General features: G+C 62.5%; 7 protein-coding genes. 6 read left to right on the top strand and 1 reads right to left on the bottom strand.

What is annotated here, in order from left to right; translation table 11 throughout:
• Window positions 1-19: 19 nt before the first annotated feature.
• Window positions 20-4366, bottom strand: a complete 4347-nt coding sequence (locus tag LT42_RS13565; protein WP_037013800.1) for a dermonecrotic toxin domain-containing protein — start codon at window positions 4364-4366, stop codon at window positions 20-22.
• 137 nt (window positions 4367-4503) lie between these two features.
• Here LT42_RS13565 and mnmC point away from each other — a divergent pair, with 137 nt between their 5' ends.
• The 6 genes from mnmC to ngg all read left to right on the top strand — a co-directional run bounded on the left by mnmC (window position 4504) and on the right by ngg (window position 14581).
• Window positions 4504-6507: a bifunctional tRNA (5-methylaminomethyl-2-thiouridine)(34)-methyltransferase MnmC2/FAD-dependent 5-carboxymethylaminomethyl-2-thiouridine(34) oxidoreductase MnmC1 gene (mnmC, locus tag LT42_RS13570; protein WP_037013802.1), complete on the top strand. Its 2004-nt coding sequence runs from the start codon at window positions 4504-4506 to the stop codon at window positions 6505-6507.
• Between the two features lie 142 nt (window positions 6508-6649).
• The gene (locus tag LT42_RS13575) at window positions 6650-7318 is read left to right on the top strand and encodes an ABC transporter ATP-binding protein (RefSeq protein ID WP_037013803.1); all 669 of its coding nucleotides are present in this window, start codon (window positions 6650-6652) and stop codon (window positions 7316-7318) included.
• Window position 7319: 1 nt separating this feature from the next.
• Window positions 7320-9800, top strand: a complete 2481-nt coding sequence (locus tag LT42_RS13580; RefSeq protein ID WP_037013804.1) for an ABC transporter permease — start codon at window positions 7320-7322, stop codon at window positions 9798-9800.
• Window positions 9790-10890 carry a lipocalin-like domain-containing protein gene (locus tag LT42_RS13585; protein ID WP_037013806.1) on the top strand — a complete coding sequence of 367 codons (1101 nt, stop codon included), beginning with the start codon at window positions 9790-9792 and terminating at the stop codon, window positions 10888-10890. The genes LT42_RS13580 and LT42_RS13585 overlap by 11 nt, the downstream gene beginning before the upstream one ends.
• Window positions 10891-11056: 166 nt before the next feature.
• A complete protein-coding gene (locus tag LT42_RS13590; protein WP_037013807.1) occupies window positions 11057-12829 on the top strand; it encodes an N-acetylglutaminylglutamine amidotransferase in 1773 nt (590 codons plus the stop codon).
• Between the two features lie 3 nt (window positions 12830-12832).
• A complete protein-coding gene (ngg, locus tag LT42_RS13595) occupies window positions 12833-14581 on the top strand; it encodes an N-acetylglutaminylglutamine synthetase (protein WP_037013808.1) in 1749 nt (582 codons plus the stop codon).
• The last annotated feature ends 56 nt before the right edge of the window (window positions 14582-14637 follow it).

Consider the following 14637-nt stretch of genomic DNA (forward strand, 5'->3'; position numbering starts at 1 on the left):
CCTGCCTTGCCCGGCGCAATTACCAGCCGGCGCGGTAAAGGTCCGTCAGTTGACGGAGCATCAGCGCTTCAGCGGCTTCGCGTTCTGCTATCAGTGCCAGGCCTTGCCGATGATAGTCGTCGGGGTCAGTCGGCGGATGTTCTTCCAGCGCGGCCATGCGACGGCGCACTGAAGCGGTGGCTGCGGCCAGCCCTGCCTCGTGATCGACGCGTAGCCGCGCGTTCCACTGCTGATCGCTGACTGCAAATTGCAGGAACGCCGGGCCGCGCTCCGCCTCCAGGACTCGCCGACGGGCGTCCAGCAAGACCCAGCGGTCAACCGCCGCCAGACGCGCCCAGACCATGCGATGAGGTTGGCCGGGCAGGCCGAGGTCATCGGCCAGACCGATTCGGTAAGCCAATCGGACTTCTGCATGATCCACTCCCACCCCCAGGCTCTCGCGCCGGGCGATCTCCGCGTCGGCGAGTGACTGCACTTCATGCAGGCGGAAGAGCTGACGCATAACGCCGAGTAACGCATCCGTGCGCCTGGCTTCGGCCACGCCGCGCAAAGACTCGCGGCTGTATACCGCGACCTGGATGTCGCTGAATATCAACCGCGCACCGTCCTGGCAGGTCTGGTTGGCGCCGAACAAACGGTCGTTGGCCATCACTTCCAGCTGCCCGCGCAACGCAGCATCCTGCGCGGCCGCTTCCAGAACGCTGAGCACGTCGGCGGCAAGCTCGGCATGGAACTGAGAGAAATCCGGGGTCTCTCTCAGTCGCTGCAACAGCACCAGCACATGTGGCGCGTCGCCGTCCGCCGCCACCTGTGCCCACGCTTCCTGCAAGCGCCGGTTCAGCACATCCTCGCCGGGACGCAACCACTGTTGCACGGAGGGGGCGGCAGCGGAGCGACCCGAAAGGGCACGGTGGGCGTGAGACGCGCTTTCGTCGTCGGATGTTTCAGACTCGCGGTCGGACTCGCTGTCAGTCAGGGCGCCTTCCACGGGGATCTCACGGATGTCGTCGGGGAAATCGAAATCGAGGCGGTAGCGATGCCCATATCCCGTGTCGTTGCGCCAGTAATCCTCCAGCGTCTGGTGCGAAAAAGGATTGTTGTAGCCATAAATGACGGTATGCCGCTCATGATCCCGCGGGTTTTCGACGATCTCGGCGGCGATCTCGGTGATGTGGTTATCACTGATGTCCAGCTCGGCGAGGGCCAGCGAACGAGTCCAGTCCGGCCACTGCGTCAAGCCTGTATTGTTGATCCACAGGGTCGACAGGCGAAAGCGGCTGGTATCGCTGAATTCACCCAGATAGGTCCCCGCCAAACTGAGCGAGTGCAGCGCCGGAATATCCATCAATCTGTCCATCGCCGGCTGACTGATCGGCCACGGCATATTCTCCAGCGTCAGATGCTCCAGAAATTGCAGTTGCAGCAAACCCTGCGGGACCTCGGTGAAACTGCCGCGCACATTGAGGTGAGTCATGTTCGGGAAGTGCGCCACAAAAGCATTCACGGCGGCCGTGTCAGCCTGTACATGATTGAGTTCCACCCGAGTGATATCCGCGTAGAAATGATGCAGCGGCGGCAGCTCCGGAAGGGAGGTATGTTCCAGGGTTAGCCAGCGAGAGCCCCGAGGCGCAGCATCGTGGCTGAAGCGCCAGGCCCTGCTCAGCACCTGGGCTACCTGGCGGCGAGCCGCACGTTCACCATCATTGAGCAAGACGCTCATGTCATCGGCTTCCGCCCACGCGATCAGATTCGCATGCAGTTGCTCGTAGGCCAGAGCCCGCGCATTTGTGGCTGCCAGGAGTGACGGCAGCGGCCGCCCGCGTTGCGCCATCTCCTCTACCTGCTGCGCCATATCCGTGCTTTCCGGATAGAGGTCCGTCATTGCCTGAAGCAGTTGCTGCCGTACGGCGCCGTCACTGGCCGGCAAACCGGGTCCGCGGCCGCTGAGCGGATAACCGAGGCGGCCCCCCGGCAAGCGCTGCGGCGGCCTGAACGCCGTCGGCAGGGTCCACTCCCCCAATTGCTCGAACGCCCACTTCGGCTGCGAGTGAACCCAATTGAAAATTCGCCGCTTGAGCGCGCGGACCTCAGCGCCAGTGCCAGAATCGTCTAAACCCATTACCTGCCGAATGTCTTCCGGAAGTGCCTGAAGCAGCGCGGAAAACAGGCTGGTGTCGGGTTGCGGCCCTGCAACGCCGTCCAGGTGAAATCCATTGTCTCCTTTGATGAGCGATCGTCGCCTCGCTGCATGCTCTGCCCCGATGCGATCGAGCACCGGTCCGGTGGCGACGCCCTCGCGAATCTCGATGCACAGGTCGGCAGGCCATCCGGGAAATGTCGCAAGGCTGCGCAGCGTCAGGCGTTGCACATCGCTGCCGGGAGTGTCGCGGGGGTCGAAAAACCCTTCAAGCGCGCGGCTCATTCGGGTCTGACGCAGGTGCAGGCGGACCTTGCCGGCGACCTCCAGCGGGATGCGTCGAGTACCCGACATTGCCAGTCGCTGTTCCGCGCTCGTTTCGGCGACTAACGCCTCGGCCGACGCCAGGGTGAGGGAAGGAAAATCCCGCCTGAGCAGCATGATCATGGGCTCACTGGACTGTTCGCTGGCAGCGTACGCCTCCTCGAAATTCTGGGCAGAAACTGCCGGGTTCCGACGCAAACGAAGCCGCTTTGCCGTGTCGAGCAGTGCCGCCGGCGCGGGCTGTTCGTCAATGTGCAAGGCCGCCAGTTGCTCACCGTCCATGCCACTCACCGCCATGACCCGGGCAACGCTTTTGTCGTCAAGCTCTGCCAGGTCCGGGTGCAGGCGCCGTAGCGCAACGGCCGGGTCAGCGAGGCGCAAGCGGCCGACCGGGTCGCGCGCAAGCACGCTACGCTTGATGAAAGACGGCGGTTGCAGGATCGCAGCGTCGGCAGTCATGGCGTGTGTCGCGCCGCCCGCCGCCCCCATCGCGCCCATGAGCACCAGATTCTCGGCAACATTCCCCAGATGCTCCAGGGCCTGGTCCATGTCGCCATGGCGCCACGCATCAACGCCCTCGAAGGTCTCGTCGAGCAGTTGCGCGCCTGCCACGAGCAGCATCGTTTCGCCCAGACCCGGCACAAACAGCGCGGCAAGGTTCGCCGCATCAATGCCGAAGCTCAGCCATTCAGCCCGGCGCTGCTCGCGGGTCTTGCGGTCTTCGTCGTCTGTGGGCACAGCCAGGACGCGCGCGTCATCTTTGATTCGCAGTAACGTATCAAGGTAAAACACTCCACCCAACGAGCCGCCCAGGCTGATCGCCTCCAGGTCCAGCTCAGCCTTGTCGTCCACCTCGGCGACGCTGATCAACTGCCGATGGAAGCCTGTGCCACGGGCGACGCTGTGCAGGACATGGGGCGCCAGACGCTCTCGCAATCGTTGAAAAAAAACGGCTTTGCTGCGCTCGGGAATGAACCTGTCGACGTAGTGCTGGTAGGCCTCGTCACGCAGTCTGGTCCGCAACATCTGCGTGAGCTGATCCAGCGACGCGAAAGACTGGACAACGTTATCGGACTCGCCAGGTAAATAGGCGATCCATCGGGCGTCGCCTTTGGGTTTGAACAGCAATGCGTTGCGCAATTTGCAGCCAAGGATGTGCAGGGTAAAAAACTCATCGGTGGGACTGTTCACATCGATCTTCAGCAGCGCTTGATATTGCGCTTCATCAATCATCCCTTTGAGACGCCCAATGTGACACTCGACCCTCAGCGCCAGCCGCGCGTGCTCGATAATGCGCGCTTTGATGTCCTCGCTGTCCAGACTGCCGGGCACATCCGGCCGCGCGACAGGGTGCAGCACGTGATGCAGATGCCGTTGATACTGGCCACCGATGTCAAGGCGACGGCACAGCTCGATGAAGCGCGCGGGCTGCACATTCAAGGGATGGACGTCACCGTCCCGCTGCGCCTGCATCGCATTTTCACTTTCTCTGCCAATGCGGCTGCTGGCGAGAATGGCCGATGTGGTTTCGCGTTCGGTCTCCTGCGCTTCGGGCGCCTCGAAATTCTGTAACGCGGCGGCCAGCAGCGAGCAAGTGCCCGAACCCAGCGGCGAAGCGCGGCCCGTCAGCCAGTGGTGTTTAAACCTGGCATGCAGGAACACGTCGTGATCGACATCAAGGCCTGGCCCGAACGCGGCATCCAGTGCCTGCTGCAGCAAAGGCCGGGCAAACGATGGCAGATCCTGGATGCGCCGCAAGATCGTGGAAAGATCATCCCGTGCTGCCTGGGCGCAGGTCATGTCCAGGCGCAAGGCGTCGCGCAGGGGCGGCGGGGCCTGAATGAACCATTGCGGCAGGGTGCTTTGAATGAATGAGGATGTGAGGGCCAGACTGGCGGTGTTCATCGTACGTCCTTGTTTTATAGCTGCTGAAAAAGGTGCATACATAAACAGGGATCGACCCGCAAAGTGGCATACATATGTAGTGCACCGCGCAAGGGGCCCTGGAGTAAACTCGCTGCCTTGCCTGCCCAGAGCCAAACATGACCGCCACCGACCACGCCCAGATCGACTGGGACGAACACGGCAATCCCCATTCCCGTGTATTCGCCGACGTGTATTTCTCGACCGAGTCGGGTCTGGATGAGACCCGTCACGTGTTCCTGACGCAGAACGAACTGGCCGAGCGTTTCGCCGCATTGCCTGCGCAGGGCCGTCTGGTGATCGGGGAAACCGGGTTCGGTACCGGGCTAAATTTTCTTTGCGCCTGGCAGCTGTTCAACGCCAGCGCGGTAGCGGACGCGCGGCTGCATTTTGTCAGCGTCGAGAAGTATCCGCTGAGCCGTGCAGACCTGGAGCGCGCGCTCCGGTTGTGGCCTGAACTGCAGAGCTTTGCAGATCGGTTGCTCGGCCAGTATGTGGCCGTCCATCAAGGCTTCCAGCGGTTCGTGTTCGAGGCAGGTCGCGTCACGCTGACCCTGTTGATTGGCGACGCGCTGGAGATGCTGCCGCAGCTGGATGGCGAAATCGATGCATGGTTTCTGGACGGTTTTGCACCTGCGAAAAACCCGGAAATGTGGACGCCCGAACTGTTTGCCGAGCTGGCTCGACTGGCCGCGCCGGGCTCGACCATTGCCACATTTACCAGCACCGGCTGGGTGCGTCGCGCACTCAACGCTGCGGGTTTCAAAATGAAACGGATGCCGGGTATCGGCCATAAATGGGAGGTACTTAAAGGCCACTTCGTTGGCCAGCCCGAGGACGCCCGCCACACCGAAGCCGTTATGACATCCCGGGTAAAACCGTGGTTTGCCCGGCCGCGATTACCCGACGGCCCTCGCACGGCATTGGTCATTGGCGCGGGCCTGGCCGGCTGCGCCACGGCGTCAAGCCTGTCAGCGCGCGGCTGGCAGGTCAGTCTGATGGAGCGTCACGGGGACCTTGCCCAAGAGGCGTCCGGCAACCCGCAGGGCGTGCTGTATCTGAAGCTGTCTGCTCACGGCACGCCGTTGTCGCAACTGATCCTGAGCGGGTTTGGCCACACCCGACGGTTGCTCGAGCGCCTTGAACGAGGTGTGGACTGGGACGACTGCGGGGTGCTGCAGCTGGCATTCGATGAAAAGGAGCGCGAACGACAGGCGCAGTTGGCAGCGGCATTCCCGGACGATCTGCTGCATGTGCTCGACCCCGCCACCGCGCAGAGTCGCGCGGGGGTGGCGTTGGAGAGCGGCGGCCTTTTCTACCCGCAAGGCGGTTGGGTGCATCCGCCCGCGCTGTGCCGCCATCAGGTGAACATGAACAAGGTTCAAGTGCTGGCCCACCGCGAGGTCATTGAACTGCGCCGTGACGAAGGCCAATGGCAGGCATGGGACGGCGAACGCCTGCTCGCCTCTGCTTGTGTTGTCGTGCTGGCGGGAGCGGCTGAAATCAAGCGCTTTCCGGCCAGCGCGGAACTCCCGCTCAAACGCATTCGTGGCCAGATCACACGGTTGGCCGAGACCCCTGCAAGCCAGGCGTTGGCCACCGTGGTCTGCGCAGAAGGCTACGTCGCCCCGGCGCGCGGCGGCGAACACACGCTGGGCGCGAGCTTCGCCTTCAATAGCGACGACCTCACACCCAGCGTTGCCGAGCACCTCGGCAATATTGAGTTGCTGCGGGAAATCTCCGAAGACCTGAGCCAGCGCCTGAAGGTAGACACTCTGCCTCCCGAGAATCTGCAAGGCCGCGCGGCGTTTCGCTGCACCAGCCCCGATTACCTGCCCATCGTCGGCCCGCTAGCGGATCGGGCGGCGTTTCTTGAGGCCTATGCGGTGCTGCGCAAGGATGCGCGTCAGACGCCGGACACCGAATGCCCATGGCTTGAAGGCCTGTATGTCAACAGCGGGCACGGCTCTCGCGGCTTGATCACTGCTCCGCTGTCCGGCGAGTTGATTGCCGCCTGGCTGGACAACGAACCACTGCCCCTGCCGCGAAGCGTCGCCGAAGCCTGTCACCCCAACCGGTTTGTGCTGCGCGGCTTGATTCGAGGCAAACAGGAAACCCGGTAGGGAGGTGTCAAAGGCGCGTAGACGGCCTCCAGCCATTATCCGACGCAACTTCTCCCGCCAGCCGACGATCCATTGTCCAGTCCGTTACGCGGGCACCGCTCAACCGTTATCCTCCAGCCATCCCTCCATCAGGTGCGTGTCGATGCTGCAAGTCCAGGGTGTGTTCAAGAGCTACACCACCGCTCAGGGTCCTTTGGCCGTGTTGCGTGGCGCGGATTTGCAGCTGGATCAGGGCGGCAGCTTGGCGCTGATGGGCGAGTCCGGCAGCGGCAAGAGCACCTTGCTGCACCTGGTGGCCGGACTGGATCAGGTGGACAAGGGCAGCATCGAGGTTGCAGGACGGCGACTGGACCAGATGAACGAAGCACAGCTCGCCAACTGGCGGCGTACGGAGATCGGCCTGGTGTTTCAGCAGTTCAACCTGATCGGCAGCCTGAAGGTGGAAGACAACCTTGCCTTTCAGGCGCGGCTGGCGGGTCGCCATAATCCCGAATGGCAGGCCGAACTCACCGAACGGCTGGGCCTGGGTGCATTGCTCAAGCGTTATCCCGAACAGCTGTCCGGCGGGCAGCAGCAACGCGTTGCCATTGGCCGGGCACTTGCTTCACGCCCGGGCCTTTTGCTGGCCGACGAGCCCACAGGAAACCTCGACGAAGCCACCAGCGACGAAGTGCTGCAGTTATTGCTGGACCTGCTTCGCGACAGCACTACCAGCTTGCTGATGGTGACCCACAGTCCGAGGGTGGCGGCACGTCTGCAGCGCCAGGCGGTATTGCATCTGGGTCGTCTGGTCCGCGAAGGCGAGCGCTGAAATGCCCGTCTTCTGCTGGACACTCAAAGCCCTGCTTAGCCACTGGCGGCGTCATCCCGTGCAGTTTTTCAGCGTGCTCACCGGCCTCTGGCTGGCAACCAGCCTGCTCACCGGGGTCCAGGCACTCAACAGCCAGGCCCGGGAGAGCTACGCCAAGGCCAGCCAGATGATCGGTGGCGAGCCGCAGCAGATTCTGGTCTCGCCCAACGGCGCCAACTTTTCTCAAGACCTTTTTGTCAGCCTGCGCCGTGCTGGGTGGCCCGTCTCGCCGGCGCTGCGCGGCCGGGTCACCCTGAAGGAAGCGCCGGAGCAACGCCTGACCGTACTCGGCATCGAGCCGGTGTCGCTTCCGGTCAACACCGCCCTGGCAGGGCAGTCTCTGGATACCGGGCAGATCGTCGACTTCTTCACGCCCCCCGGCACCACTTGGGTTTCGCCGCAAACCCTCGCTGCCCTTGGCCTCCATGAAGGGCAGGAGGCGCTGACCGATGCCGGCCAATCACTGCCGCCACTGCGCGCCAAGGTCGACATGGCCCCGGGCGTGCTGCTCATGGACATCGGCTTTGCCCAGCAACTGCTCAACCAACCCAATCAGATCTCGCGACTGGTACTGCCCAAAGACTTTGCCGACGACGCTCCTGCCTTGCCTGCGCAACTCGACGGTGAGCTTGTCCTGCGCAAAAGTGGCGAAGACAACGATCTGGGCAGGCTCACCGAGAGCTTCCACCTGAACCTTGATGCACTGGGGTTTCTGTCGTTCGTCGTTGGCCTGTTCATCGTGCACGCGGCCATCGGGCTCGCGCTGGAGCAGCGCCGGGGACTGCTGCGTAACCTGCGCGCCTGCGGCGTCAGCGCACGCGGGTTGATGGTGAGCCTGGTCGTCGAGCTTGGCGCCCTGGCCTTGCTCGGCGGCATTGCGGGTGTTGTCAGCGGCTACTGGCTGGCGAGTGCGTTATTGCCTGACGTGGCCGCGAGCCTGCGCGGGCTGTATGGCGCTGAAGTCGCCGGGCATCTGAACCTGAGCATCTGGTGGTGGCTCAGCGGTCTGGGCGTCAGCCTGCTTGGCGCGTTTCTGGCCGGGGCCAGCAGCCTGTTGCGCGCCGCGCGCTTGCCTTTACTCGCCCTGGCCAACGCGCAGGCATGGCAAGAGACCCACGCCAAGTGGCTACGACGGCAGGGCTGGATCGCCGGCATTTCAGCGCTCGTTGCATTACTGGCCGGACTCTTCGGTGACAGCCTGGCGCTGGGCTTCGTGTTGATGGCCAGCCTCTTGCTGGGCGCGGCGCTAGGCTTGCCGGTCTTGCTCAATCTGTTACTCGACTCGCTTCTGGGCAAGAGCCGCTCGGTGTTGGGGCAGTGGTTTCTCGCTGACTGTCGCCAGCAGTTACCGGCACTGAGCCTGGCGCTGATGGCGCTGTTGCTGGCGATGGCAGCGAACATTGGCGCGGGCAGCATGACGTCGGGGTTCCGGCAAACATTCACCCACTGGCTCGAGCAGCGTTTAAGTGCCGAGCTGTACATCAATCCTCAAAACCCTGCACAGGCCGCACCGTTGCAGCAATGGCTGAGCCAGCAACCGCTGACCTCTGCGGTATTGCCCAACTGGCAAGTATCGCTACAGCTGAACGGCTGGCCCGCCGAGCTGTTTGGCGTGATCGATCATCCACATTACCGGCAGCACTGGCCGCTGCTGGAATCGGCCAGCGGCGACGCATGGCAGCAGTTGGCTCAGGAAGACACCCTGATGCTCAGCGAACAATTGGCGAGGCGACTGGAAGTCAACGTCGGCGATAACGTGACCCTCCCGGCGCCGGACGGCCCCTGGACCGTGCGCATCGTGGGTATCTACGCCGATTACGGCAATCCCAAAGGCCACCTGCTGGTCAACGCCGATCATTTGCTCAGGCATTGGCCACAACTGACGCCCAACCGTTTCAACCTGCGCATCGATCCGCGCGCCATCCCGCAGCTGCTGCGCGTACTGCACAACAAATTCACCATCGACGACAACCGTATCGTCGATCAGATCCAGCTCAAGGCCTGGTCGCAGCAGGTGTTCGAACGCACATTCGCCGCTACTGCGGCACTGAACAGCCTGACGCTGATGGTCGCCGGCGTTGCGCTGTTCATCAGTCTGCTGACCCAAAGCCAAAGCCGGCTCGCGCAGCTTGCGCCGTTGTGGGCACTGGGGGTAACGCGACGACAACTGATGCTGCTCAATCTGGCGCAAACCTGGTTGCTGGCCGTACTCACGCTGATTCTGGCAATTCCTCTGGGGCTGCTGTTGGCGTGGTGCCTGGACGCCGTGATCAACGTTCAGGCATTCGGCTGGCGGTTGCCGCTGCAGGTGTTTCCCATGCAGCTCGTGCGCCTGACGCTGCTGGCAATGCTGGCGACATTACTGGCCTCGGCCTGGCCGCTTTATCGTCTGTACCGCACCCGCCCCGCTGATCTGCTGAGGACGTTCGCCAATGAAGCCTAAGGCCCCTGCCCTGGCCATCATCGGCCTTCTCGCTGGCCTGCTGCTGACCGGGTGCGACGACAAGCCGACGGAAGAGAAAGGCTTCGCCGGCCTGGCCGACGACGCTGCCGATTATGCCCAGGTAACGCCGGGCAAGCCGTTCGTATTCCCCAACGATCACGGCCCTCACAATGATTTCCGCATCGAGTGGTGGTACGTCACCGCGAACCTGACGGACTCCGAAGGCCAGTCGTTCGGCGTGCAGTGGACGCTGTTTCGCAACGCACTGCCGCGCCCCAAAGGTTTGCAGGGAGATGTCTCGGGGTGGAGCAATCGCAACCTGTGGATGGGCCATGCTGCAGTGACGTCCGAGGACGAACATTTTGCAGCGGAGCGCTACGCCCGTGGCGGTGTTCAGCAGGCAGGCGTGACCCTGGCGCCTTTTGCTGCATGGATCGACAACTGGTCCTTCACCAGTCAGTCCGCGACCGATGACCCGCTGGCAGACATGCAGTTGCAGGCCAGCGGCCCGCAGTTCAACTATCAGCTGCACCTCAAAGCCACCCAGGCGCTGGTGCTGCAGGGTAATCAAGGTTTCAGCCAGAAGTCAGAACAGGGTCAAGCTTCGTATTACTACAGTCAGCCTTTTTTCCAGGCAGACGGCAGCATCGACATCGACGGCAAAACCTATCAGGTGTCGGGCCCCGCGTGGCTGGATCGCGAGTGGAGCAGTCAGCCGTTGACGGACAACCAGACTGGGTGGGACTGGTTCTCGCTGCATCTGGCCGATGGCAATGAAGTCATGCTCTATCGCATGCGGCAAAAAACAGGCGAGCCCTACCTCACCGGCACATGGATCAACAAGGACGGCAGCGTAGAGCCGTTGGCTGCGACGGATATTCAATTGGTACCCGAAGAAACCACAGACGTTGAGGGACGCGACATGCCCACGGGCTGGTCCGTGAAAATCCCCTCGAAGGCGCTGGAAGTAGAGGTCGAAGCGCTCAATCCCAACGCCTGGATGAACCTGCAGATCCCGTACTGGGAGGGTCCGGTCAGCTTGAGCGGCACCCACAAGGGCGTCGGCTATCTGGAAATGACGGGGTACTGATGCCGCACCTTCAAACGGGTCTTGCCGACACCTGAACCGCCAACGCGAGCCCGCGCGCGCCGCTGCTTATAACTGATCGTTCTAAAACTCTGGCATTTTCTGTCGGTCAGTCTTTGGGTAGCCGACTTCCCGGCTGCGCTCCCCAACGGAAAACCGGTAAGGACTTATGTGCGGATTAGCTGGCGAACTACGCTTTGACAACCAACCTGCGGATCTCGCCGCAGTAGAACGTATCACCCATCATCTCGCGGCTCGCGGCCCGGATGCATGGGGGTTTCACAGCCAGGGGCCGATTGCCCTTGGCCACCGTCGATTGAAAATCATGGACCTGTCGGACGGCTCCGCGCAGCCGATGATCGACAGCCACCTGGGCCTGTCACTGGCGTTCAACGGCGCCATTTACAATTTCCCCGAGCTGCGTGCTGAACTCGAAAGCCTCGGCTATCAGTTTCATTCCGGTGGCGACACAGAGGTTTTGCTCAAGGGCTACCATGCCTGGGGCGCTGACCTGCTGCCCAAGCTTAATGGCATGTTTGCGTTCGCTATCTGGGAGCGCGACAAACGCAGTCTGTTCATCGCCCGAGACCGTCTCGGGGTGAAGCCGCTTTACCTCTCGCGCACAGACAAGCGCCTGCGTTTCGCCTCGGCACTGCCCGCGTTATTGAAAGGCGGCGACATCAGTCCGATGCTCGATCCGGTGGCTCTCAACCATTACCTGAACTTCCATGCCGTGGTGCCTGCGCCGCGTACCTTGCTGGCGGGCATCGAAAAGCTGCCACCTGCGTCGTGGATGCGCGTCAGCGCCGAAGGCAAGGTTGAGCAGCAGGTCTGGTGGACGCTGCCCTACGGCCCGCGTCCTGACGAGATGAATCTGACCCTTGAAGACTGGCGCGACCGGGTTCTCGACAGCACCCGCGAAGCGGTCGCCATTCGCCAGCGCGCGGCGGTGGATGTTGGCGTGCTGCTTTCGGGAGGCGTCGATTCAAGCATGCTGGTCGGGCTCCTGCGCGAAGTCGGCGTAAAAGACCTGTCCACGTTCTCGATCGGGTTTCAGGATGCCGGCGGCGAGCGCGGGGATGAGTTTCAGTATTCGGATCTGATTGCCAGGCACTACGGCACGCAACATCACCAACTGCGTATTCAGGAAAGCGAAATCATCGAGCAACTGCCCGCGGCGTTCCGCGCAATGAGCGAGCCGATGGTTAGCCACGACTGCATCGCGTTCTACCTGTTGTCTCGCGAAGTCGCCAAGCATTGCAAAGTGGTCCAGAGCGGACAAGGTGCGGACGAATTGTTCGCGGGCTATCACTGGTACCCGCAAGTGGACGGCGCCAGCGATCCCTATGGCGCTTACCGGGACGCCTTCTTTGACCGCAGTTACGCTGAATACAAGGACACCGTTGCGCCGCAATGGCTGACCGACAGCGACGCGGCGGGCGACTTCGTTCGCGAGCACTTCGCCATGCCTGGCGCCGATGCTGCGGTGGACAAAGCGCTGCGGCTGGACAGCACGGTGATGCTGGTCGATGACCCCGTCAAACGGGTCGACAACATGACCATGGCCTGGGGCCTTGAAGCACGTACTCCGTTTCTTGATTACCGACTGGTCGAGTTATCAGCGCGCGTTCCCGGCCGTTTCAAGTTGCCCGACGGTGGCAAGCAAGTGCTGAAGGAAGCCGCGCGTCTGGTCATCCCCTCAGAAGTGATCGATCGCAAGAAAGGTTACTTCCCGGTACCCGGTCTCAAGCACCTGGAAGGCAACACGTTGAACTGGGTCCGCGACTTGCTGCTCGATCCGAGCCAGGATCGCGGCCTGTTCAACCCGGTCATGCTGGATAAACTGCTGACTGATCCGCAAGGTCAACTGACGCCACTGCGCGGCTCCAAGCTGTGGCAGCTTGCTGCGCTGAATCTGTGGCTCAGCGAACAAGGACTCTGACCGATGAAAGCCAACGCTTCGATCTACAATCAGCGCTTGCTGCGTGGCCAGCCGCCGTCTTACGAGCGCCTGCAGGCGCGGCTTGCAGAAGATGGCAGCCGGCCCGATACGGAGCCTCTGGCGCTGCACTGCGGCTGGGGGCGTCTGCTGATCGGTCACACCTACCCGGACCCTGCAACCCTGGCCAATGATTTGCTGACCGAGAAACAGGGCGAACGCGACATCGCGCTGTACGTCGCGGCCCCGCAGCAAGTGCTGGCACAGTCGCCGCAGCAGCTGTTTCTCGACCCTTCGGACACGCTGCGCCTGTGGTTCAGCGATTATCGTCCGGCGCAGCGTGTCTTCAGGGGCTTCAGGATTCGCCGGGCACAGAATCAGGAGGACTGGACCGCGATCAACAACCTGTATACCGCCCGCGGCATGCTGCCCATAGACCCTGCTTTGTTGACCCCGCGTCACCATGGCGGGCCGGTGTACTGGATCGCCGAAGACGAGACCACCAAGGCTGTGATTGGCAGCGTTATGGGTCTCAATCACCAAAAAGCCTTTAACGATCCCGAGCATGGCAGCAGCCTGTGGTGCCTGGCGGTGGACCCGCAATGCACCCGGCCCGGCGTCGGCGAGGTGCTGGTAAGGCATTTGGTCGAGCATTTCCAGAGCCGTGGTCTCGCGTACCTGGACTTGTCGGTGCTGCATGACAACGAGCAAGCCAAAAGTCTCTACGCCAAGCTGGGCTTTCGTAACCTGCCGACGTTCGCCATCAAGCGCAAAAACGGCATCAACGAGAAGCTCTTTCTGGGTCCGGGCCCGCAGGCGAACTTCAACCCTTACGCTCGCATCATCGTGGAAGAAGCTCATCGTCGTGGCATTGAAGTCCAGGTAGACGACGCTGAAGCTGGTTTATTTACGCTGATTCACGGCAGCCGCCGAGTGCGCTGCCGTGAGTCGCTCAGCGACCTCACCACCGCCGTCAGCATGACGTTGTGCCAGGACAAGCGCATGACCCAGAAGGTGCTGAAAGCAGCGGGTCTGCAAGTACCTGTGCAACGTCTGGCGGGAAATGGCGACGACAATCTGGCCTTCCTTGAAGAACACCAGCGTGTGGTGGTCAAACCGGTCGACGGCGAGCAGGGCCAGGGTGTGGCAGTGGATCTGCGCACCATCGAGGACGTCCAGGCTGCGGTCGAACGCGCCCGCCAGTTCGACAGCCGCGTGCTGCTGGAAAGCTTCCACGAAGGCCTTGATCTGCGCATCGTGGTGATCGGGTTTGACGTCGTGGCGGCGGCGATTCGTCGTCCTGCCGAGGTGATGGGCGATGGCCGCCATTCCGTTGGTCAATTGATCGAAGCGCAAAGCCGGCGTCGCTCCGCGGCCACCGGTGGCGAGAGTAAGATCCCCATGGACGACGAAACCCGACGCACCGTGCAAGAGGCGGGCTTCAGCTTCGACAGTGTCCTGCCCGCTGACCAGCGACTGGCCGTGCGCCGTACTGCGAATCTGCACACCGGCGGGTGCCTGGAAGACGTGACTGCCATCCTGCATCCGGTGCTCAAGGACGCTGCAGTACGCGCCGCACGTGCGCTCGACATCCCGGTGGTGGGTCTGGACCTGATGGTGCCGGCCGCCGATCAACCGGACTATGTATTTATCGAAGCTAACGAGCGTTGCGGTCTGGCCAACCATGAACCCCAGCCGACCGCCGAGCGTTTCGTTGATCTATTGTTTCCCCACAGCCAGCCTGCACATGGCTAGGGCGCATCGTCGGCAACAGTAAGGTTCGCCCGGGAGCGGTCGGCATACGATCCGTC

Source organism: Pseudomonas lutea (assembly GCF_000759445.1).
Classification (GTDB): Bacteria; Pseudomonadota; Gammaproteobacteria; order Pseudomonadales; family Pseudomonadaceae; genus Aquipseudomonas; species Aquipseudomonas lutea.